Origin of the sequence: Achromobacter ruhlandii (assembly GCF_002082135.1) — a bacterium.
Lineage (GTDB): Bacteria > Pseudomonadota > Gammaproteobacteria > Burkholderiales > Burkholderiaceae_B > Achromobacter > Achromobacter ruhlandii.
Map to the genome: position 1 here is coordinate 5,274,916 of NZ_CP017433.1, position 20,110 is coordinate 5,295,025.

A 20,110-nucleotide genomic window follows, 5' to 3' on the forward strand; every position below is an offset into this window, starting at 1 on the left:
GCACCGGCGCGCAACGGCGCGGCACGGGAATCAGCGATTGATCATCAGGCAGCCCGATGGAAGGCCCGCGTGAAGAAATCAACGCCGCCGAAATTGCCCGACTTCAAGGCGATGCTGATGCGCGCTTGCGCCGCCTGCGCGTAGCCGGCGCACCACGGCACGCCCGGATCGATCTGCTCACCGATAGCCAGTTGCGTCAGCCCCAGCGCCTGCACCACCGCGCCCGAGGTCTCGCCCCCGGCGACGATCAACTGCCGCACCCCGAGCCGCGCCAGGCCCGCCGCGATCCGCGCGATGGCCTCCTCGACCAGCGCGCCGGCGCGCGCCGCGCCCAGACTGGCCTGCGCCGCCTGCACGGCATCGGGCCGTGCCGTGGAATAGATCAAGAGCGGGCCGTCGGACAGGCGCGGCGCGGCCCAGGCCAGCGCCTGCGCCACGACGTCGTCGCCCGCGGCGAGACGCAATGGATCAAGCGCCAGCGCCGGCCGGCCCGCCGCGATGAACGCGGCCACCTGGCCCTGGGTCGCGCTTGAGCAACTGCCCGCCACCACCGCCTGGGCGCCCGGCTCGCGCGGCAATGCGGCGGCCGCGCCCGGCGCCAGGCCCCAGTTGCCGGGCAGGCCGATCGCCACGCCCGACCCGGCCGTCACCAGCGGCATGTCCTTGAGCGCCGGCCCCAGCGCCAACAGGTCGTCATTGGAGATGGCATCCACAATGGCGATCTCCACGCCTTCGCTTCGCAGCGCGTCGATGCGGCCGCGAATCGCATCGCTGCCGCGCGCCACCACCGCATAGTCGATCAGGCCAACCTTGCGGCGGGTCTGCGCCGACAACACCCGCACCAGGTTCGGATCGGTCATCGGGGTCAAGGGATGATGCTGCATGCCCGACTCATTCAGCAGCACGTCGCCGGCGAACAGATAGCCCTTGAACACCGTGCGCTTGTTGTCGGGAAAGGCCGGCGTGGCGATGGTGAAATCCGTCTCCAGCGCCGCCATCAACGCGTCGGCCACCGGGCCGATATTGCCCTGCGCCGTGCTATCGAAGGTCGAGCAATACTTGAAATAGATCTGCCCGGCGCCCTGCGCCCGCAGCCAGGCCAGCGCCGCCAGCGATTGCGCCACCGCCTCGTCGGCGGGCAAGGTGCGGGTCTTAAGCGCCACCACCACCGCGTCCGCCGGCGTCTCCAGGGGCCCGCTCGGCACACCGATGGCCTGCACGGTGCGCATGCCGGCGCGCACCAGGTTGTTGGCCAGATCGGTGGCGCCAGTGAAGTCGTCGGCGATGCAGCCCAGTTTGATCGTCATGCGGACTCCGGCAGGGTGATTCCGGGAAAGATCTTGATGACCGCGCTGTCGTCCTCCCGCCCGTGCCCGGCAGCCGACGCCTGCATGAACATCTGGTGCGCGGTGGACGCCAGCGGCAGCGGAAACCTGCTGTGGCGCGCGGTGTCCAGCACCAGCCCCAGGTCCTTCACGAAGATATCCACCGCCGACAGCGGCGTGTAGTCGCCCGCCAGCACGTGCGCCATGCGGTTCTCGAACATCCAGCTGTTGCCGGCGCTGTGGGTGATCACCTCGTACAAGGCGGCGGCGTCGACCCCTTCGCGCAGGCCCAACGCCATGGCCTCGGCCGCGACGGCGATGTGCACGCCGGCCAGCAGCTGATTGATGATCTTGACCTTGCTGCCCGCGCCGGCGCGCTCGCCCAAGCGGTAGACCTTGCCCGCCATGGCCTCCAGCACGTTGCCGCAGGCGGCGTAGGCGGCCGGGGCGCCGGCGGTCATCATGGTCATCTGGCCCGCGGCGGCCTTGGCGGCGCCGCCAGAGATCGGCGCGTCCAGGTAGTGGATGCCCTGCGCGGCCAGGCGCGACTCCAGCGCGCTCGACCAGGCCGGGTCCACCGTCGAGCACATCACGAACACGCTGCCGGGCCGCAGGGCGGTGGCGATGCCGCCTTCGCCAAACAGCACGCTTTCGGTCTGCTGCGCGTTCACCACCACGCTGACCACGACGTCGCAGGCGGCGGCCATGTCCGCCAGCGTCTCGCAAGCCACGCCCCCCTGTTCCGCGAACGCCGCCGCGACGCCGGGCCGGATGTCATAGGCATGCACCCGGCACCCGCCGCGCCGCAGGCTCTGCGCGATGCCCGCGCCCATCGCCCCGAGGCCGATCACGCCGACCGCGCGCGCTTCGTTGGACTGGCTCATACCTTCCCCCGCAAATCGTCACTGATATAGGCGCGGATGATTTCGGCGAAATCGCCGTCACCCGCCAAACCCAGGTCCGCCGCGCGTGCGGTATCCCAACGCCCCGGCCAGCTGCCGACGATGGCCTGCACCCGCGCATCGGCCTGCCAGCCGACTCGGTCGGCCACCGCGTCGCCCGCGATTTCGCGCAAGGCCCGCACCATCTCCGCCGCGCTCACCGATACCCCCGGCAGGTTGATGGGCCGGCGATCCGCCACCGCCCCCGCATCCAGCTCGCAGCCGGCGATCAGCGCCTGCACCGCGCGGCGCGGCGACAACAGCCACAGGCGCGTATCGGCGGCCACCGGGCAGGTCGCCGGTTCGCCGTTGAGCGGTTCGCGGATGATGCCGCTGGCGAACGACGAGGCCGCCGCGTTGGGCCGGCCCGGACGCACGCTGATCGTGGGCAGGCGCAACGCCCGGCCGTCGACGAAGCCGCGGCGCGTGTAGTCGGCCAGCAGCAGTTCGGCGATCGCCTTTTGCGTGCCATACGAAGATTGCGGATTGAGCGCGGTGTCGTCTCGCACCGTTTCCGGCAACGCCCCGCCGTACACCGCCACCGAACTGGTGAACACCACCCGCGGCCGATGGCCGCGCTGGCGGCACGCCTCCAGCAGCGCGCGCGAGGCATCCAGGTTGATGCGCATGCCCAGGTCGAAATCGGATTCGGCCTGACCGCTGACGATGGCCGCCAGGTGGAAGATCACCGCCGTATCGGCGCCGATCAGGGCCTGCAGGCAGGCCGGATCCGCGACGTCGCCTTCGATCGACCGCACCCGCGTGTCGTTGATGGCATCGGTCCGGGTGACGTCGAGCAGGTCGATCTGGGTGATGGGCGCGCGCTCGCCGTCCAGCGACAGGCGGCCCTGCTCCAGCAGCTTGCGCGCCAGGCGCTGGCCCAGGAAACCAGCGCCGCCGGTGATCAGTATCTTCATCGCCCGCCTCCCGCGAGATAGGGGCTGGCCCAGCCCAGTCCCGCCGTGGTGTCGCCCACGGGCCGGTACTCGCAGCCGATCCAGCCCGTGTAGCCCAGCGCGTCGACCAGCGCCAGCAGATACGGGTAGTTCAGTTCACCCAGGTCGGGCTCGTGGCGATCCGGCACGCCGGCGATCTGGATATGGCCGATGCCCGGCATGTCGCGGCGCAGCTTCACCGCCAGGTCGCCCTCGACGATCTGGCAGTGGTAGCAATCGAACTGCACCCGCAGGTTGTCGGCGCCGACTTCGGCGCGGATCGCCTGGGCCTCGTCCTGGCGCGTCAGGAAATAGCCCGGCATGTCGCGCGGATTGATCGGCTCGATCAGGATGGTCACGCCGGCCGTGGCGGCAAGGCGCGCGGCGAGTTCCAGGTTGCGCAGATACACCTGGCGATGCGCGGCGCGGTCCTGCGCGGCGGGGACCAGCCCGGCCATCACATGCAGGCTGCGATTGCCCAAGGCCATCGCGTACTCCAGCGCCCGGTCCAGTCCGCGGCGGAACTCGTCCTCGCGGCCCGGCAACGCGGCGATCCCGCGCTCGCCGCCGGCCCAGTCGCCCGGCGGCGCGTTGAACAACGCCTGCGCCAGTCCGTGGCTGTCCAGGCGCGCGCGGATTTCCGCGGCCGGATGATCGTAGGGAAACAGGAACTCCACGCCCTGGAAGCCGTCGCGCGCGGCGGCGGCGAATCGCTCCAGAAACGGGTGCTCCGCGTACATCATGCTCAGGTTCGCGGCCAGGCGCGGCATGTCGGCTCCTTCGGGTTGAGGTGGGCGCGGGTCAGTAGCGCGCACCGAACACGGCGCGCAGTTCGTCGATGGCGGCCTCGGACAAGGGGGCGGGGCGCGGCTGGGCCATCAGCCACAGGCGCGCGGTTTCCTCCAGTTCCTCCAACGCGTAGGAGGCGTGCGACACCGAACGCTCCCACACCACCGGCCCCAGGCGCTCGAACAGCGCCCCACGCACCTGGGCGGCCAACGCCGCCACCTGCGCGGCCGCCGCCGGGTCGCCGGGACGTCGATAGGGAATCAGGGGAATGCGGCCGACCTTCATCACCTGATAGGGCGTGATCGGCGGCAGCACCTCGTCCTGGCGCCAGACTCCCGCCAGCGTCAACGCCACCAGATGAGTCGAATGCGTATGCACCACGCCGCGCGTGGCCGGGTCGGCCTGGTAGATGCCCTGGTGCAGCGCCAGGGTCTTGGACGGTTTGCCGCCCGAGACGTGGTTGCCGGCCAGATCGACCTTGGCCAGTTCGGCCGGATCGAGCCGGCCCAGGCAGGCATCGGTGGGGGTGATCAGCCAGCCGTCATCGAGCCGCGCGCTGATGTTGCCTGCCGCGCCGACGGTGTAGCCGCGTTGATAGAGGCTGGCGCCGACCGTGCAGATTTCCTCGCGGATACGGGCTTCCGGCGTCATCGGGCGCCGCCCGCGAGACGGCCACGGGCGACGAAAACGACTTGCGGCATGCGGATCTCCCTCGCAAAATTCATAGGGTCATCATACAAATTTTGCCGAAATCCCCGGTAGCGGGATTACCCGATGGGGCGGCCCGCGCCCCGGCGCGGCTACCGGGCGCCGGCCGCTACAGCGGCCGTTACAGCGAATACCGGTAATCGCAATTCAGGATCGCCGTGAGCGGGTTGCCCATTCCCGAAGCGGTCGTTCCCCCCGGGCGCGGCCCGGTCAGCTTGGCCTGGAAGGTGCCCGCGATATCGCCGTTGGCGACCTTCTTGACCGCAACGGTGGCCGGCAACGCATACAGCGTCAGCGGCCAGGTGTCGTCCGGCGCGACCAGCGTGAACACGCCCAGCGGGAAATCGGACACCACGTAGGCCGGATCATCGCCCGAATCAAAAGCCTGCTTGGCGTTGCCGTACGTCAGCGTCAGGCTGAGTTCCTCGGACGACGGCGACGGGATGGTGCCTCGCAGCGCCACCTTGCCGCTTTCCGAAACACACGACAACTCGGCCGGCGCCGAGCCCGCATGGGCGGCGCCCGCCAACAGCAGGCAGGACAGGAACCAGGGGGCGGACGGTTTCATGGCGTGGGTTTCCTCGGGGCGGCCGGTCACGGCCGGGAGCGTTCATCGAGCCGCCATATTAGCGGCCAGACAGGAATCGCCAAACCGTGACCGGCGGCGGGCAATGTCAGCGTTCGCATACAAGTCGTAATATGCGCCGGCGCCGATCGGGCTAGGATGCCGTCATCGATCCGCCCGCCACCCGGAGCCCGCCCATGACCGCTTTCCGATCCCTCGCCTGCACCGCCCTGCTGCTGGCCTCCGCCGCAACCCACGCCGAAAGCGTGGCCCTGCGGGCGGAGAAGGCCACCGCCGGTATCGACCCGCAGACGTCGATGCGCTACGTCGACGTGGTGCTGCACCCCGACAGCCGCCAGGCCCTGGCCGACTTCACCCGCGACCGCGTCGGCAAACGCATCCAGCTGCGCTCGAATGGCGTGCTGCTTTCCTCGGCTACGCTGCAAAGCCCGCTGGAAGGCGACAGCTTCCGCATCGTCGCTGGCGAACACGGCTTTGCCGGCAAATCCGCCGACGAAATCGCCCGCGGCATCACTTCCGGCGGCGGCCTCACGGTGGACGACGAAGGCAGCACGCCGGGCGACTTCCCCACCCGGCCCACCAAGCGATCCACGCCGTCTCCCGGCGCTTGAGCCGATCCGCGCCCGCCCGCGGCCGACGGCCTCCGCGCACCGCGAACGTCAGCGCCTGGCGGCCGCGTCGACGAAGGCCGCCAGGTCCCGGTTGAACCGCTCGGCCTCTTCCACGAACGGCGCGTGTCCCGCTGTCGCATACAGCGTGGTCCGCAGGCGCGGATTCAGTTGCCGGGCCCGTTCCATCGACGGCACGGCGCGCACCAGCGCATCGCGCGCGCCGTAGATGAGCCACAGCGGCTTGTGCATCGCGCCCAACCCTTCGCGCGCCGCGATCGTCATGGCCGGCACCGCGGCCTGCATCTCGGACGAGGCCAGGGCGGCATTGGCCAACAGGCGTTCGAACGTGGCCGCGTCCGGCTGCGTCGCGAAGCACAGCGCCAGAAAGGCGCGCTCGGCGTCCAGGTGCGTCTTCAAGTCGGCCGACGCCATGCCGCGATACACCGCCGGGTGCGACGCGATCTGGCTGACCTGCAGTTCGATCACGCCCCCGACGTAGACCGCGCCGGCAATGTCCGCGTCGCCATGCGCGGCCAGGTAGTTGGTGATCACGGCCGCGCCCAGCGACCACCCCACCAGCACGGGCCGGCGCGCGCCCGAGGCCGCGATCACAGTCGCCAGGTCGTCGGCCCAGCGGCGTCCGTCGGTGTAGGCCAGCGGCGCGGTCGGCTTGCCGGACTGGCCATGGCCGCGCAGGTCGTAGGTGATCAGGCGATAGCGCTGCAACAACGGGCTGGACAATTGCGCCTCCCAGCTGAGGCGGCTGCCCAGCAGACCGTGGATGAACACGATGGCGGGGCCGGCCGGATCGCCGGCCTCCTGGATGGCAAGGGTCACGCCATCCGGCGCGACGGCGGTGTACTGACGGCTGTCGGCAAACGCCAAGGCGTTCGTCGACAGCAGGGCGACGGCCACTAGCAGGTGGCGCAAGCAGCGGAAAAACAGGCGGCCCGGCATGGAACTGACTCCTGGAAGACAAAAGGGGAATCACAGTCTCAACCGTCACACCGGTGTTAGAGTCAAGCGGTCGTTTCGTGAATGTTTGCCATGACACCCCAGCCCGCCGCCAAGCCGATGTCGATCGGCGCCCTCGCCCGCGCCACCGGCGCCAGCCTGCGCTCGATCCGCCATTACGACGCGCACGGCCTGCTGATGTGCACCCGCGCCGACAACGGCTACCGCAGCTTCGCGCCCGCGGCGATCGGCCAGGTGCGGCAGATCCAGCGCCTGATCGCGACCGGCTTCAGCCTTGCCGAGATCCAGGGCTTTCCCGATTGCATGCGCATGATCGAGGGCGCGGCCGCCTGCCCGGAAACCTCCGCGGTGCAACGCCAGCGACTGGCCTCGGTCGAACGACAGATCGCCGACCTCGAACGCCGCCGCGCCCGCCTGCGCCAGATGCTGGCCGAGGGCGCGGCGGCGCCCCGGCGATAGCGGCGCCACGCCCTCCGGCGCGCAAGCGCGCTCCTGCCGCGCGCACCCCGCCAGGAATCCATCGCCGCCCTGGCCGCCATCGACCGGCGCAGGTCCGGGAACACCGCCTGCCAACGATCGCGGACGGGCGCTTCGCCCTTCACCGCCAACCGTTTCGGCATGACGTCGCGGTCACTGACGGCGATACCACCGCGCCGAGCGCATAACCTTTGGTTATGCCCGCACCCGCTCCACTCATTTGAACCTGTCGCCCGCCGCGCCCACACTCTCACCGTCCAGCGTCAGGCCCCCCCGATGGGGCCCGGCGGCCTGGACGTTGGACCGCTGGGCATCCATGCCTGCAACATTGCAAGGCAGGATCACAACAATAGGCCGACAACCGCCGGACGCGCAGCGCGTCACGGCCTGGCCACAGAGATGATAGGGACGGAGAAGACATGACCTCATTGGCACAGACGGCGGCGGCGCCACGCCCGCCCGCCGGCGGCACGCTGCACCCGCGCCGGCGCAATGCCGCCATCGTGGTATTCCTGGTCGGACTGGCCATCGCGCTTTATACCCATTACGCCATGCCGGGCCAGGCCAGCCTGTGGGGCCTGACGCCCGTGCTGGTGTTCGCCATCATCGCGCTGCTGGGCGTGGACATCGTGCTGTCCACCATCGCCGCCATCGTGCTCGGCGCCATCATGACCGGCACCACGCCCATCGCCATGGGCAAGCTGCTGGCCGAATCGCTGGGCTCGTTCATCGCGGTGGTCGGCCTGATCATTGTGCTGGGCGCCGGCGTGGGCGAGGTCGCCGCGCGCACCGGCGCGGCGGAACAGATGGTGCGCGCCATCGTGCGCCGCATCGGCCTGTCGAACCAGGTGCGCGTGCGCCTGGGCATCATGGTGACGTCGACCCTGATCTGCGGCGCCCTGGGCACCCTGGCGGGCGGCAACGCCATCATCGCCGCGGTGGTCATTCCGATCGCCGCCGCCGTGCGCCTGTCGCCGCCCACGGTGGCCGCCCTGTTCCAGACAGCGGGCTCCGCCGGACTGGTGCTGGGCCCCTTCACGCCCAACGTGGTCACGGTGACCGGCCTGACCGGACTGAGCTATCCGCAGTACCTGATGGTGGCGGGCATCCCGATGGCCGTGGCGACGCTGCTGGCCGGCTGGTTCATGTCGGGCCGCATCCAGAAAAAGACCGAGGCCAGCCACCAATACGACGAAGCCGGCGCCGGCGCGGCCGCCTTCGACCTCGATGCGGCCCCCTCGCGCAGCGCCGTGCGGGCGGCGTGGGCGTTCTGCCTGACCATCGTTCTCCTGGCGATCGTCGGCGTGCTCGCCAAGGCGGGTTATGCCTTCGCCATCATCGTCATGGTGGCGCTGGCCACCACCACCGGGCTGGCCGGCGGCATGGGTCCGCGCGCGATTCTGCAGGCGATGTACGCGGGCGCCGGCAAACTGATCTGGATCTTCTTCCTCTTCTGGCTGTTCAACCCGGTGCTGGTGCTGGTGGACCAGCTCAACGCCTACCACGCCGTGCTGGAACTGGCCAAGCCGCACCTGGCCGGCATCAGCGGCGCCATGCTGTGCGTCATCGTGCTGTGGTTCAACGTGATCGGCCACATCCCCGGCGCGGCGGTGGCGCAGATGACCTTCACCGCCAAGATCTTCGGCCCGTTGCTGGCGGCCGCCGGCGTCGGCCCCGCGGCCACCACGGCGGTTATCCTGGGCAGTTCGCAGATCGATTGGTTCGGTCCGTTCCCCACCTCGGACATGTTCGGCCAGATGGGCCTGGCGCGCTCGGGCGAGCTCAAATACATGCTCTACAACGGCTGGGCGGTGATCCTGGTGAACCTCTGCCTGTTCTCGTCCCTGTTCTTCTTCCTGGTCTGAGGAGATCGACCATGTTCCCCTTGGGATCGCAAGCGCTGGACCGCGACGCCTTGCGCCAGCACGTCGACGCGGCGCTGACGCCTTTGCTCGCGGCCACGCCCGCGCGGGTCTCGCTGAGCCTGCGCGACCTGGATGGCGGCGTCGTGCTGGCGCGCCACGCCGACCGCATGCAGCCATCGGCCAGCATCATCAAGGTGCCCATCCTGCTGGCGCTGCTCGAAGCGGTGGCCAACGGCCGCCACGCGCTCGAACAGCCGCTGGCCCTGCCAGCATGCGCCGAGCGCGCCGGGGGCACCGGCATCCTCGCTCAGTTGCCCAGCGTCGCCAGCCTGTCGCTGGCCGAACTGGCGCGGCTGATGATCGTCCTCAGCGACAACGTCGCCACCAACGCGCTGATCGATCTGTTGGGCTTCGACGCGATCAACCAATGGAATCAGCGCGCCGACCTGGAGGCGACCCGCCTGCAGCGCCGCATGATGGACGCCGCCGCGCGCGAAGCCGGCCGCGACAACTACACCAGCGCCGGCGACGCCACCGCCGCGCTCTGCTGGATGCTGCGCGACGGCATGCTGCCGCCGCCCTTGCGGACATTCGCGCTCGACCTGCTGGCCGACCAGCGCGAGCGCGCCCACTTCGGCGCCGCGCTGCCGGCGCCGGCCCACCTGGCCAGCAAGGCCGGCCAGCTGCCGGGCCTGCGCCATGACGCCGGCATCCTCACCGTGGCGGACCGCAGCGTGGCGCTGGCGGTGCTGGCCGACGGCTTCACCGACTGGCAGACCGCGCAGACGCTCCAGGGCGGCGAAGGCGCAACCCTGCTGGGGCAGATCGCGCGCGCGGTCGCGCTCGGCCTGAAAGCCCAGGCACCCACACACTGACAAGGAGCCCGCATGTCCATCAGAGTGGCAGCCATCCAGCTCGATAGCCGCCGTGACCGCCATGCCAACCTGGCGGCGCTGGAACATTGGATAACGGCGGCGGCCAACGACGGCGCGAAACTGATCGTCACGCCCGAGTACAGCGATGTGCGCGGCGACACGCCAACGCTGCGCGCCGCCGCCAGTCCGATCCCCGGCGCGGTCACGGCGCGCATCGCCGCGCTGGCGCAACGCCACGCTTGCTGGATCCACCTGGGCTCGATGCATGAACGCCTGGCGGACCAGGACCGGCTCGGCAACACCGGCGTCACCTTCGCCCCGGACGGCAGCATCGCCGCCTCCTACCGCAAGGTCCACCTGTACGACGCGGTGGTCGACGGCATTCCCTACCGCGAATCCGCCGACTTCGCGCCCGGCGCGCACCTGCGGACCGTCGAGGCGGCGGGCCTGACGCTGGGCCTGAGCATCTGCTACGACCTGCGTTTCGCCGAGCTGTATCGCGCGCTGCGCGCACGCGGCGCCAACGTGCTGGTGGTGCCCGCGGCCTTCAACCTGCACACCGGGCGCGATCATTGGGAAACCCTGCTGCGCGCCCGCGCCATCGAGAACCAGTGCTACGTGATCGCCGCCGCCCAGATCGGCGGCGACGGCCCGGGCCTGCCCTGCCTCGGCCGCAGCATGATCATCGACCCCTGGGGCACGGTGCTGGCCTGCATGCCGGACCGCACCGGCTACGTCATGGCCGACCTCGACCCGCAGCGCGTGGTCACGCTGCGCACCGGCCTGCCGGCCTGGGAGCATCGCCGCGCCGATCTCTATCCGGGTTGACCCGCGCCGCGAGAGAAAACGGCCGGCGTCGTTGCCGGCCTTCCCTGATGCGCACCCACCCTAACGCCACCGCTCAATAGCGCGCCCGCCCCTCGCCCATGCGGGCGCCCATGACCATTTCGGTCACCCAGTTCACCAGTATCGAGGTATAGGCGCGTTGCGCCGGTTTTTCCGTCAGCGCGTGGTCGGCGCCGTCGATGATCCGGTGCGTCAACGAGTGCGATCGGCGAAACGCGGAGCGATAGCTCATGATGGTCGAATGCGGGATATAGCTGTCGTGTTCCGCCTCGACCAACAGCACGTCGCCGGCGAACGCCGTGCACGCCCTCAACGCGCGGTTCTCTTCCGGCGCGACGTAGACGCTGCGATAGGCGCGCAGGGTCTCGCGATCGAGCTGATTCTTGGGCACCAGCCATTCGTCGTCACGATACAAGGCGGGCACATGCAGCGCCAGCCAGCGCACCGGACGCAGCGTACTCAAAAGCGCCGCCAGATAACCGCCGTAGCTGCTGCCCACCACGGCGATCGAACCGGAGTCCAGCGACGGATGCTGCGCCAGCCGGTCATAGGCGGCCACCACGTCGCGCAGATTGTCCTCGCGCGTCACCTCGCGTTGCCGCGCCTGCGTGGCGGCGTGTCCGCGCAGATCGAAGGTCAGGCAGACGCAACCCAGCGCGGCAATGCCCTTGGCGCGCGACAGGTCGAACTGCTGGCTGCCGCCCCAGCCATGGATGAACAGCACCCCCGGCACCTTGTCTTCCGGGGTGAGGAACGTGGCGTCCAGCGACACGCCATCCACGTCGAGCGCGAGCGGACTGCTATGCGCCGCCATCGGCCGCCTCCAGGATGCCGCCCGACTTGCTGATGGGTCCGACCGCCGCGTCGTGGCCGTGGAACACCAGGCGTTGCGCGATTGGCGGCGGTTCGTCGGCGCCATAGCGCTCGCGGGTTGCGGCGCGCACTTCGCGCAGCGCGGACGAGAGCGCAAAGGCCTGCATGGCGGCCAGTTCCGCGATGCTGGCGCCGCCCGCGCGCCACGATTGCTCCAGCACGCCCGCACGCGGCCGGCCATCGGCGCCGAGACCAAACGCCACATCGTAATTGCGCCGCGAAGCAATCAGCGCGGGATAGGCGGCCGATACCGCCGCGTCATACTGGCACGCCAGGTCGATCGCCCGGCGTTCACGGTCGGCGAGATCCAGCCGGCGCAAGGCATCGAAGCCGCCCCGTGCCACGCGCAGCTCCGAGCCGCCGTACACGAGGCAGCCCGCATTGTCGGGCGTCAGCGACTGCGTGCCGACATAGGCGATCTCCATTTTTCCCACCTTGGACCAGCCCACGCTGCAGGTTTCGACTTCGTCCAGGTCTTCCTCGATCACCAGGCCGAGCCGCCCCATCGTCCGCGCGCATTGGCGCTCCAAGGCCTGCCGCAGCGCATCCGCATCCGATGCGACCTCCTGCCCGCGCCCGGCGGTCGCATCGGCAGGTTTCAACCGCACCGGCCCGCGTTGCAACAGCCGCAGGCCACCGGCCAGCGCGTCTTCCGGGCGGAACGCCGTGTAGCCGGCAAGTACCGCGTCACCCAATGCATCCGCCAGCGAGGCAACCCAACCCGCTGGCGCCGGTGCATCCGGCAGTGTCAGGCCATGGCTGATGGATTTGGTGGCGACGAAGGCATGCGGCACGACGCCACCATAGAGGTCGGCGATGCCCGCGATACCCAGGATGGTCGCGCGCGCCGCCCCGGCGATGCAGCGGTCGGGCACGTAATACGGCACCGGGCCGCCGCGATGGCGACTGGGCCGGTAATCGGGAACATGGCGCCCGCCCAACAGCGCGGCCAGGCGCGCCGCCAGGGCGTCATGCGACGCCACTTCGTGCTCGGACGCCCGGGCGCGGCGAGGATAAGCGACCACGAGCGGGCCGTCTGCGAGAGAAAACGAGTTCATGGGCGCCACGCCAGCAAACGGCGTGCCCACGCAAAAAAGCCGGCAACGCTTGCGCGGTACCGGCTTTCAGCCAAAGGTGTCGGGAAACACCTTCAAGAATTCGACCACAGATAAGTGGTCGGGGCGAGAGGATTCGAACCTCCGACTCCTGCGTCCCGAACGCAGTACTCTACCAGGCTGAGCTACGCCCCGAGTCTGGGCATGGGCTTATACATCTCCCACACCCTACAGCTGCTGACTTCGTTGCGCTCAGTGCAACCAAATCATCTTTTCGCTTCGGCTTGAAGGTTTTGCCCTTCCCGCCTCGTGAATTCCAACCTTGCTCAAAGCAGCGCTTGCAGTGCTGTTTTCAACTAGCGATCTCGATTCACCGCGAAAGCGCAGAATTCTAACAGAGAATTTAGAAAAGGGGAAACGGGATATGCAGAAAGTGCTTCGCGGGCCCGATCCGCCTCGGCCACGGCGGCCTGGCGGGCGTGTTCCAACGCGTCCGTCGCCTGGATGGCGGCGGCCACGGCGGCAAAGTCGGCGTCGCCCGTCTTGATGGCGTCGCGGATCAATTGCTGCTGTGCCGGCGTGCCCACTTCCATCACGCGGATCAGCGGCAGCGTGGGCTTGCCCTCGCGCAGATCGTCGCCCACGTTCTTGCCCAACGCGGCGGCGTCGCCGCTGTAGTCGAGCACGTCGTCCACCAATTGGAAAGCCGTGCCCACGTGGCGACCGTAGGCGGCGGCCGCGGCTTCCTGCTCGGGCGTGGCGCCGGCCAGCACCGCGCCGACCTGCGCCGCGGCCTCGAACAGCTTGGCGGTCTTGTAGCGCACGACCTGCAGGTAGCGCTCCTGCGAGACATCCGGATCGTGCACGTTCAGCAACTGCAGCACCTCGCCCTCGGCGATGACCGTGGTGGCTTCGGACAGGATGCTCATGATGCGCATCGAGTCGGCCTCGACCATCATCTCGAACGAACGCGAATACAGATAGTCCCCCACCAGCACACTGGCGGCGTTGCCGAACACCGCGTTGGCGGTTTCCCGGCCACGGCGCAGGTCGGACTCGTCGACCACGTCATCATGCAGCAGGGTCGCGGTATGGATGAATTCCACCACGGCGGCCAGCAACTGGTGGTGCGTCCCCTGATACCCCAGGGCCCGGGCCACCATCAGCACCATCGCCGGGCGCATGCGCTTGCCGCCCGCGCCAATGATGTAGTCGCCGATCGTACGGATCAGCACCACATCGGAATTCAGCCGCTCGCGGATAACCGCATCGACGGCTTTCATATCGTCAACTATGGGGGCAATGAGCGCGGGGAGATTCAAGACGTATCCGGAGAGTGAAACGAGCCGTTCACAACAGCTCTTACCGCTGGGCCGCCGGCATGGCGGAGGGATTCGACCAGCGATTATACGGGCTGTCAGGAACCAAAGCCGGACGTAGCGACACCCCTGCCCGGGGCGCGGACGCCCCGTCCGCCACCCCGTTTCGAATCGCCCCGCCCCCGTTTTCTTGGTCGCCAGCCACCCCGACGCGGCGCCCAGGCCACACCTAAGCCCTTAGCCTGCAAGCGCTTTTTGACTTTTCCCCGCCCGCGGGCTAATATCCCGGATTCGGTCAGAGATGGCCGAATTACGTCGGTGAATTACGCACGCCCAGCCTTGGCAACCCATCGTGGCAACCCCATCATGGCAACCCCAGGCAGGTACTGCCAGCCCAGCAGGGCCGGCAAGCGAATGAACCCATTTACCTATTTAAGGAATACCCCATGTACGCGGTCGTAAAAACCGGTGGCAAGCAGTACCGTGTTGCCATTGGCGAAAAACTCAAGGTAGAACAGATACCGGCTGACATTGGGCAAGAAATCACCCTGGATCAAGTGCTGTCCGTGGGCGAAGGCGACCAACTGAAAGTTGGTACGCCCCTCGTCGCCGGCGCCGTGATCAAGGCAACGGTTCTTGCGCAAGGCCGCCACGACAAGGTCAAGATCTTCAAGATGCGCCGTCGCAAGCACTATCAGAAGCGTCAGGGCCACCGTCAGAACTACACCGAAATCCGCATCGAAGCCATCACGGCTTAAGACGCGACTCGGCACCACATTAGCAGGAGCTAAACATGGCACAGAAAAAGGGCGGCGGCTCTACGCGAAACGGACGCGACTCAGAATCGAAGCGTCTGGGCGTCAAGGCTTTCGGCGGCGAACTGATTCCCGCTGGTTCGATCATCGTGCGTCAGCGCGGCACCCGTTTCCACGCTGGCGTGAACGTCGGCATGGGCAAGGACCACACCCTGTTCGCGCTGGTCGACGGCAAGGTTCAATTCGGCTTCAAGGGCGCGTTGAACAAGCAAACCGTTTCGATCGTCGCCGCCGAGTAATCCTCGACGCCGCACGGTCCGGCCAGCGGCGCGGTCGCCTCAGCGATCCGCCGCCGGCCAAAACGGCAAAGCCCTGTCGCGTGCGGCAGGGCTTTTTCATCGCCGAGCCGCCTCGAGATGAAAAAGCCCCCTCGGGGGGGCAGCAAGCCGAAGGCGCCGCGTGGGGACCTTTCCCCTTCCCGGCCACCGCGAATACGCGGCGGCCCGCGCCACCCGATGGCGAACCCGCCGGCCGCGAGGCCGGGCGGTTTTAAGGCAGAATGAGCGGACTGTTCCGCCCTGCCCTCCCGGCAATGCCCCGCCACGGCGGCACAGCCCTCTAATTCATACACGCGCAGACATCATGAAATTCGTAGACGAAGCCACCATCGAAGTCGTCGCCGGCAAAGGCGGCAATGGCGTGGCGAGCTTTCGCCGCGAGAAATTCATTCCCAAGGGCGGCCCGGACGGCGGCGACGGCGGACGCGGCGGCAGCATCTTCGCCGTGGCCGATCGCAACATCAACACGCTGATCGACTTCCGCTATGCCCGCCTGCACCGCGCCAAGAACGGCGAAAACGGCCGCGGCTCGGACCAGTACGGCGCGGCCGCTCCCGACATCACGCTGCGCGTGCCCGTCGGCACCATCATCCATGACGCCGAGACCGGCGAAGTCCTGTTCGACCTGAACCGCCACGACCAGAAGGTCGTGCTGGCCGCCGGCGGCCAGGGCGGCATGGGCAACATGCACTTCAAATCCAGCGTCAACCGCGCCCCGCGCCAATGGACCCCCGGCAAGGAAGGCGAACACCGCTACCTGCGCATGGAACTGAAGGTGCTGGCCGACGTCGGCCTGCTGGGCCTGCCCAACGCCGGCAAGTCCACGCTGATCACCCGCATCTCCAACGCCAAGCCGAAGATCGCCGACTACCCGTTCACGACGCTGCACCCGAACCTGGGCGTGGTGCGCACCTCGCCGTCGCGCAGCTTCGTGGTGGCCGACATTCCTGGCCTGATCGAAGGCGCCTCCGAAGGCGCCGGCCTGGGCCACCTGTTCCTGCGCCACCTGGCGCGCACCCGCGTGCTGCTGCACCTGGTGGACGTGTCCACCCCCGATCCCGACGCCGATCCCGTGGAGCAAGCCGTGGTCGACGCCCGCGCCATCGTCGAGGAACTGCGCCGCTACGATCCCGAGCTGGCCGCCAAGCCGCGCTGGCTGGTGCTGAACAAGCTGGACATGGTGGCCGATCCCGAGGACACCAAGCGCCGCTTCATCGAGCTGTACGACTGGAAGGGCCCGGTGTTCGGCATCTCCGGCCTGTCCGGCGATGGCACCCAGGACCTGATCTACGCACTGCAGGACTACCTGGACGCCGAGCGCGAAAAGGAACAGCTGGCGCAGGACCAGGCCGACGGCACCTACGTCGCCGAAGACCCGCGCTTCGACGACACCCGCAGCGACGCCGACCACAAGCCGGCCGCGCCGCGCGGCGATGAATAAGCCATAATCGCAATCTCGTTCGATTACGCCTTTTCTCGCGCCGCAGCCCGCCGCCATCATGTCTGCCGAATCACCCGCCGTTTCCGTCGTCACCCACGCCCAGCGCCTCGTCGCCAAGGTCGGCTCATCGCTGGTCACCAATGAAGGCCGAGGCCTGGATCGCGCTGCCGTGGCGCACTGGGCGGCCCAGATCGCCGCGCTGCACAAGCAGGGCAAACAGGTCGTGCTGGTATCCAGCGGCGCCATTGCCGAAGGCATGGCCCGCCTGGGCTGGCGCAAGCGGCCGTCGGTAATGCACGAACTGCAGGCCGCGGCCGCCGTGGGCCAGATGGGCTTGTGCCAGGCCTACGAAGCGGCGTTCGCCGAATACGGCCTGCGCACCGCGCAGATCCTGCTGACCCACGAAGACCTGGCCGACCGTCACCGCTACCTGAACGCACGCAGCACGCTGTTCGCGCTGCTGCGCCTGGGCGTGGTGCCGATCGTCAACGAAAACGACACGGTGGTCACCGACGAAATCCGGCTCGGCGACAACGACACGCTGGGCGCACTGGTCACCAACCTGATCGAAGCCGACACGCTGATCATCCTGACCGACCAGCGCGGCCTGTACGACTCCGACCCGCGCAAGAATCCGGACGCCAAGTTCATGGCCCACGTCCAGGCTGGCGATCCGGCGCTGGAAGCCATGGCTGGCGGCGCCGGCAGCGGCATCGGCACCGGCGGCATGCTGACCAAGGTACTGGCGGCCAAGCGCGCGGCGCACAGCGGCGCGCACACCGTGATCGCCTCGGGGCGCGAACGCAACGTGCTGACGCGCCTCGCGCAAGGCGAATGCATCGGCAGCGAACTGCGCGCCGTATTGCCGGTCTGGTCGGCACGCAAGCAATGGCTGGCCGACCACCTGCGCCTGCGTGGCCGCGTGGTGCTGGACGATGGCGCCGTGCAGGCATTGCTGCGCGAAGGCAAGAGCCTGCTGCCGATCGGCGTGGTCGATGTGGAAGGCGAATTCGGCCGCGGCGACGTGGTGGCCTGCGTCGACGGCCAGGGCCGTGAATGCGCGCGCGGCCTGATCAATTATTCGTCGGCCGATACCCGCCGCATTCTGCGCCAGCCGTCATCGCAGATCGCCCGCATCCTGGGCAGCATGACCGATCCGGAACTGATGCATCGCGACAACCTGGTCGTGCTTTGAGGCAAGCGGGGGCCTAGTCCTGCCCGACCGCGCCCAGGCCGGGCGGCGCCCCTTGCGGCATCAACATATACCCCCATCCGCGCACCGCCAGCACCGGCAGGTCGATGTTGAGCCGGCGCGCCTTGGAGCGCAGGCGCGAGACCAACACGTCGACGCGCCGCGCGCCGTCCATCGGGTCGCGCGTGGCATCGGGGAAGAAGCCCTCGCGCGGCAGGCATTGGTGCGGCGCGTTCAGCAGGCTGACGAAGAAGGCGCGTTCGGTATTGGTAAGGGGCAGGCGTTCTCCCGCCGGCCCTGACAACATCCGGGCGCGGCCATCGACACGCCAGCGCGGCATGGCATCCGCGGGCGGATGCTGGCAACGGATCTGGTTGCGCAGCACGGCATCCCATTCCGGAATGTTGGCCTGCGCCGGCACGCAAACGTGCGCGCCGGCATCGAGCGCGGCGATGCGCGCCTGGGGTGAGTCGTCGGGCGATTGCCAGATAACCGCGCAGCTGGGTGAGGCGCGGCGCAACGCGGCGATCAGTTCAGTCAGATTGTCGGCCGAGCCCCGCAGCACCACCACGTCAGCGGGCTCGTTGCGCAAGCGGGCCAACACCCCATCCGGGGAGCGGCACAGACCGACCTCCCACTGGAATTGGCGCAAGGTATGCACGAACTTATTGCATGGCATTCCACCAAGTTGCACGACCAGGACGTAACCTCTTTCCTGCATGGCACTGCCTTTCCGAAGTTATCACTTAAGTAATATTTATATCCACCAAAGTACCTACGGCGCAAGCTTCAATCGACGCGTGAAAACTTTTTCAGACCGACTGAAGCACGCCCGTCTTCTGCGTGGCTACACGCAGAAAACCCTCGCGCGCATGGCCCGCCTGTCGCAGAGCGCGATCGGCAGCTATGAGAGCGGGCTGCGGCATTCGAGCCGTTCACTGCGCAAGTTGGCGCAGGTCCTGAAGGTGGAACTCGAATGGCTGGAGACGGGCAAGGGCCCCATGGAACTGCCCATGGAAAGCTACGACCTGAGCGACACGCTGCCGGCCACCGGCGTGTCCGAACCATTGCCACGCGGCATGACGCGGCGCGCGCGTCCGCTGGCCCCATGGCCCTATCCCAACATCTCGCCGGCGCAGTTCGATACGCTGACGGCGGACGACCGGAACACGCTCGAAGCGCTGACGCAGACCTTCATTGAATCGGCCCAGGCGCGCCGCGGCATCAAGCCACGCGGCCGCAAGTCCTGACCCGCCCCGGCCCTCGGTCGTCAGTGGGATAAAAAAAGCCCGGCATCGCCGGGCTTTTTTGTGCCTGCGCCGCTCAGGGCTTGGCGGGCGCCGGCGCCGGCGCGGCGCCTCCGGCGGGCGGGGCGCTTTCGCCACGGATCTTGGCGGCGATGTCGGAAGCGGCCTGGGCCGAGGGCACGCCGAAGGCGAGCACGCCACGGTTCAGCGGTTCGCCGATACGCGGCGCGGCGATCAGTTCGCGGTCGATCACCAGCGCCAGCATGTTGCCGACGTTCTGGCTGCTGACGTCATTGAGCTTGCGCGCGCCGGCTTCGGAGAAACGCAGTCCGACGAAGTTGGCGCCCTGGCGATCGACCAGCGCGGCGGCTTCGGTCAGGTCGGCGCGCGTCAGCACGGGCTGCTGTTGCATGTACAGCTTGCCGTCGGGCAGGCTCACTTCGACCAGGCCCGGGGCGGACTGGGTCTGGGCCACATAGAACTCGACCACCGATGCGGTGGCGGGCTGCTGCGCGGACGGCTGCTGCTGGCCCGTCGCGTCGGGCGTGGCGGCGGCGCCGGATTTGGTCGGGGCGGTCTTGCAACCCGCAAGCGCAAGGGTCATGACCACCAGGGCGGGCGCCAATTTGCGTAGGGTCAGTTGCATGCTCGTTTCCTTCTTGAGTGGACTGGGGCCTGCGGACGGACCGCCGGCTGACGAGAAAAAGTGTACAGAACCTATATGGCACTGTCTCCGCAGTCTGATTCCAAATGTAAACCGGTACTACCAGCCGCCCCAGGTCGTCCCGGCGACCGCGCTGCGGCGGCGCAGCATCGACCCGCATTCGCGTGGCGGCCGGGCAGGCTCTATACTTCGCTTTCGCGCAGGGGTACTCGTCGCGCCGAACGGCCCGACGTGTTGAGAGAGTCCCTTCGTACCAGTACGGATAATGCCGATGCTGGGAGCCGTATTCCCGC

The 20,110-nt window shown here is 68.5% G+C and carries 22 protein-coding genes and 1 tRNA gene; 10 read left to right on the top strand and 13 right to left on the bottom strand.

Going from position 1 to position 20,110, the window contains the following annotated elements:
• Window positions 1–44 precede the first annotated feature (44 nt).
• From otnK to AruCF_RS23930, 6 genes are all read right to left on the bottom strand, one after another.
• Window positions 45–1,307: a 3-oxo-tetronate kinase gene (otnK, locus tag AruCF_RS23905; RefSeq protein ID WP_049076705.1), complete on the bottom strand. Its 1,263-nt coding sequence runs from the start codon at window positions 1,305–1,307 to the stop codon at window positions 45–47.
• Window positions 1,304–2,209, bottom strand: a complete 906-nt coding sequence (ltnD, locus tag AruCF_RS23910; RefSeq protein WP_049076707.1) for an L-threonate dehydrogenase — start codon at window positions 2,207–2,209, stop codon at window positions 1,304–1,306. The genes otnK and ltnD overlap by 4 nt, the downstream gene beginning before the upstream one ends.
• Window positions 2,206–3,183 (bottom strand): D-erythronate dehydrogenase, encoded by a 978-nt coding sequence (denD, locus tag AruCF_RS23915; protein ID WP_049076709.1) that lies wholly within the window; start codon window positions 3,181–3,183, stop codon window positions 2,206–2,208. The genes ltnD and denD overlap by 4 nt, the downstream gene beginning before the upstream one ends.
• Complete coding sequence (otnI, locus tag AruCF_RS23920) at window positions 3,180–3,971, bottom strand: 2-oxo-tetronate isomerase (protein ID WP_049076711.1); 792 nt, start codon at window positions 3,969–3,971, stop codon at window positions 3,180–3,182. Before otnI ends, denD begins: the two co-directional genes overlap by 4 nt.
• Before the next feature lie 31 nt (window positions 3,972–4,002).
• Window positions 4,003–4,641: a 3-oxo-tetronate 4-phosphate decarboxylase gene (gene otnC, locus AruCF_RS23925; RefSeq protein ID WP_049076712.1), complete on the bottom strand. Its 639-nt coding sequence runs from the start codon at window positions 4,639–4,641 to the stop codon at window positions 4,003–4,005.
• A gap of 178 nt (window positions 4,642–4,819) precedes the next feature.
• The gene (locus AruCF_RS23930; protein ID WP_049076714.1) at window positions 4,820–5,266 is read right to left on the bottom strand and encodes a hypothetical protein; all 447 of its coding nucleotides are present in this window, start codon (window positions 5,264–5,266) and stop codon (window positions 4,820–4,822) included.
• A 194-nt stretch (window positions 5,267–5,460) separates the two neighbouring features.
• Here AruCF_RS23930 and AruCF_RS23935 point away from each other — a divergent pair, with 194 nt between their 5' ends.
• Window positions 5,461–5,895, top strand: a complete 435-nt coding sequence (locus AruCF_RS23935) for a SecDF P1 head subdomain-containing protein (protein WP_049076716.1) — start codon at window positions 5,461–5,463, stop codon at window positions 5,893–5,895.
• A 48-nt stretch (window positions 5,896–5,943) separates the two neighbouring features.
• Here AruCF_RS23935 and AruCF_RS23940 read toward each other — a convergent pair whose 3' ends face one another.
• Window positions 5,944–6,852 (bottom strand): alpha/beta fold hydrolase, encoded by a 909-nt coding sequence (locus tag AruCF_RS23940; RefSeq protein WP_049076718.1) that lies wholly within the window; start codon window positions 6,850–6,852, stop codon window positions 5,944–5,946.
• Window positions 6,853–6,942: 90 nt separating this feature from the next.
• Between AruCF_RS23940 and AruCF_RS23945 the strand changes: the two genes are divergently transcribed.
• The 4 genes from AruCF_RS23945 (at window position 6,943) to AruCF_RS23960 (ending at window position 10,915) form a co-directional block, all read left to right on the top strand.
• Entirely contained in the window at window positions 6,943–7,329 is a 387-nt protein-coding gene (locus AruCF_RS23945) for a MerR family transcriptional regulator (RefSeq protein WP_049076720.1), read from the top strand.
• A 437-nt stretch (window positions 7,330–7,766) separates the two neighbouring features.
• Window positions 7,767–9,212, top strand: a complete 1,446-nt coding sequence (locus AruCF_RS23950; RefSeq protein WP_049076723.1) for a gluconate:proton symporter — start codon at window positions 7,767–7,769, stop codon at window positions 9,210–9,212.
• 11 nt (window positions 9,213–9,223) lie between these two features.
• Window positions 9,224–10,087: a serine hydrolase gene (locus AruCF_RS23955; RefSeq protein WP_049076725.1), complete on the top strand. Its 864-nt coding sequence runs from the start codon at window positions 9,224–9,226 to the stop codon at window positions 10,085–10,087.
• 12 nt (window positions 10,088–10,099) lie between these two features.
• Window positions 10,100–10,915, top strand: coding sequence for a carbon-nitrogen hydrolase family protein (locus tag AruCF_RS23960; protein WP_080977517.1), 816 nt, complete (start codon window positions 10,100–10,102; stop codon window positions 10,913–10,915).
• A 73-nt stretch (window positions 10,916–10,988) separates the two neighbouring features.
• Here the strand turns inward: AruCF_RS23960 and AruCF_RS23965 are convergent, their stop codons facing one another.
• The 4 genes from AruCF_RS23965 to ispB form a co-directional block, all read right to left on the bottom strand.
• Window positions 10,989–11,747: an alpha/beta hydrolase family protein gene (locus tag AruCF_RS23965; protein WP_049076726.1), complete on the bottom strand. Its 759-nt coding sequence runs from the start codon at window positions 11,745–11,747 to the stop codon at window positions 10,989–10,991.
• Complete coding sequence (locus AruCF_RS23970) at window positions 11,734–12,864, bottom strand: DUF3182 family protein (RefSeq protein ID WP_049076728.1); 1,131 nt, start codon at window positions 12,862–12,864, stop codon at window positions 11,734–11,736. The genes AruCF_RS23965 and AruCF_RS23970 overlap by 14 nt, the downstream gene beginning before the upstream one ends.
• Window positions 12,865–12,979: 115 nt before the next feature.
• Window positions 12,980–13,056 (bottom strand) — tRNA-Pro (locus AruCF_RS23975).
• A 161-nt stretch (window positions 13,057–13,217) separates the two neighbouring features.
• Complete coding sequence (gene ispB / locus AruCF_RS23980) at window positions 13,218–14,183, bottom strand: octaprenyl diphosphate synthase (protein WP_049076730.1); 966 nt, start codon at window positions 14,181–14,183, stop codon at window positions 13,218–13,220.
• A gap of 443 nt (window positions 14,184–14,626) precedes the next feature.
• Between ispB and rplU the strand changes: the two genes are divergently transcribed.
• The 4 genes from rplU (at window position 14,627) to proB (ending at window position 17,909) form a co-directional block, all read left to right on the top strand.
• Window positions 14,627–14,938: a 50S ribosomal protein L21 gene (gene rplU, locus AruCF_RS23985; RefSeq protein WP_006389960.1), complete on the top strand. Its 312-nt coding sequence runs from the start codon at window positions 14,627–14,629 to the stop codon at window positions 14,936–14,938.
• Between the two features lie 35 nt (window positions 14,939–14,973).
• Window positions 14,974–15,234 (top strand): 50S ribosomal protein L27, encoded by a 261-nt coding sequence (gene rpmA / locus AruCF_RS23990; RefSeq protein WP_006389959.1) that lies wholly within the window; start codon window positions 14,974–14,976, stop codon window positions 15,232–15,234.
• A 343-nt stretch (window positions 15,235–15,577) separates the two neighbouring features.
• On the top strand, window positions 15,578–16,714 hold the full coding sequence (obgE, locus tag AruCF_RS23995; protein WP_049076732.1) for a GTPase ObgE: 1,137 nt from the start codon (window positions 15,578–15,580) through the stop codon (window positions 16,712–16,714).
• 58 nt (window positions 16,715–16,772) lie between these two features.
• Window positions 16,773–17,909: a glutamate 5-kinase gene (proB, locus tag AruCF_RS24000; RefSeq protein WP_049076734.1), complete on the top strand. Its 1,137-nt coding sequence runs from the start codon at window positions 16,773–16,775 to the stop codon at window positions 17,907–17,909.
• Between the two features lie 13 nt (window positions 17,910–17,922).
• On the opposite strand, the gene AruCF_RS24005 is transcribed toward proB, so the two are convergent.
• The gene (locus tag AruCF_RS24005) at window positions 17,923–18,567 is read right to left on the bottom strand and encodes a winged helix-turn-helix domain-containing protein (RefSeq protein ID WP_235432716.1); all 645 of its coding nucleotides are present in this window, start codon (window positions 18,565–18,567) and stop codon (window positions 17,923–17,925) included.
• Window positions 18,568–18,706: 139 nt separating this feature from the next.
• On the opposite strand from AruCF_RS24005, the gene AruCF_RS24010 reads away from it, so the two are divergent.
• On the top strand, window positions 18,707–19,156 hold the full coding sequence (locus AruCF_RS24010; RefSeq protein ID WP_049076739.1) for a helix-turn-helix domain-containing protein: 450 nt from the start codon (window positions 18,707–18,709) through the stop codon (window positions 19,154–19,156).
• 73 nt (window positions 19,157–19,229) lie between these two features.
• On the opposite strand, the gene AruCF_RS24015 is transcribed toward AruCF_RS24010, so the two are convergent.
• Window positions 19,230–19,799 carry a SecDF P1 head subdomain-containing protein gene (locus tag AruCF_RS24015; protein WP_049076741.1) on the bottom strand — a complete coding sequence of 190 codons (570 nt, stop codon included), beginning with the start codon at window positions 19,797–19,799 and terminating at the stop codon, window positions 19,230–19,232.
• Window positions 19,800–20,110: the final 311 nt, after the last annotated feature.

Bases quoted from the DNA above. Each gene is read 5' to 3' on its own strand.
- AruCF_RS23970 (WP_049076728.1), bottom strand. From the start codon at position 12,864: ATGAACTCGTTTTCTCTCGCAGACGGCCCGCTCGTGGTCGCTTATCCT.
- AruCF_RS23950 (WP_049076723.1), top strand. From the start codon at position 7,767: ATGACCTCATTGGCACAGACGGCGGCGGCGCCACGCCCGCCCGCCGGC.
- ltnD (WP_049076707.1), bottom strand. From the start codon at position 2,209: ATGAGCCAGTCCAACGAAGCGCGCGCGGTCGGCGTGATCGGCCTCGGG.
- AruCF_RS24015 (WP_049076741.1), bottom strand. From the start codon at position 19,799: ATGCAACTGACCCTACGCAAATTGGCGCCCGCCCTGGTGGTCATGACC.
- otnC (WP_049076712.1), bottom strand. From the start codon at position 4,641: ATGACGCCGGAAGCCCGTATCCGCGAGGAAATCTGCACGGTCGGCGCC.
- otnI (WP_049076711.1), bottom strand. From the start codon at position 3,971: ATGCCGCGCCTGGCCGCGAACCTGAGCATGATGTACGCGGAGCACCCG.
- otnK (WP_049076705.1), bottom strand. From the start codon at position 1,307: ATGACGATCAAACTGGGCTGCATCGCCGACGACTTCACTGGCGCCACC.
- proB (WP_049076734.1), top strand. From the start codon at position 16,773: ATGTCTGCCGAATCACCCGCCGTTTCCGTCGTCACCCACGCCCAGCGC.
- AruCF_RS23955 (WP_049076725.1), top strand. From the start codon at position 9,224: ATGTTCCCCTTGGGATCGCAAGCGCTGGACCGCGACGCCTTGCGCCAG.
- AruCF_RS23935 (WP_049076716.1), top strand. From the start codon at position 5,461: ATGACCGCTTTCCGATCCCTCGCCTGCACCGCCCTGCTGCTGGCCTCC.
- rplU (WP_006389960.1), top strand. From the start codon at position 14,627: ATGTACGCGGTCGTAAAAACCGGTGGCAAGCAGTACCGTGTTGCCATT.
- AruCF_RS23930 (WP_049076714.1), bottom strand. From the start codon at position 5,266: ATGAAACCGTCCGCCCCCTGGTTCCTGTCCTGCCTGCTGTTGGCGGGC.
- obgE (WP_049076732.1), top strand. From the start codon at position 15,578: ATGAAATTCGTAGACGAAGCCACCATCGAAGTCGTCGCCGGCAAAGGC.
- AruCF_RS23940 (WP_049076718.1), bottom strand. From the start codon at position 6,852: ATGCCGGGCCGCCTGTTTTTCCGCTGCTTGCGCCACCTGCTAGTGGCC.
- AruCF_RS23960 (WP_080977517.1), top strand. From the start codon at position 10,100: ATGTCCATCAGAGTGGCAGCCATCCAGCTCGATAGCCGCCGTGACCGC.
- denD (WP_049076709.1), bottom strand. From the start codon at position 3,183: ATGAAGATACTGATCACCGGCGGCGCTGGTTTCCTGGGCCAGCGCCTG.
- AruCF_RS23945 (WP_049076720.1), top strand. From the start codon at position 6,943: ATGACACCCCAGCCCGCCGCCAAGCCGATGTCGATCGGCGCCCTCGCC.
- AruCF_RS23965 (WP_049076726.1), bottom strand. From the start codon at position 11,747: ATGGCGGCGCATAGCAGTCCGCTCGCGCTCGACGTGGATGGCGTGTCG.
- rpmA (WP_006389959.1), top strand. From the start codon at position 14,974: ATGGCACAGAAAAAGGGCGGCGGCTCTACGCGAAACGGACGCGACTCA.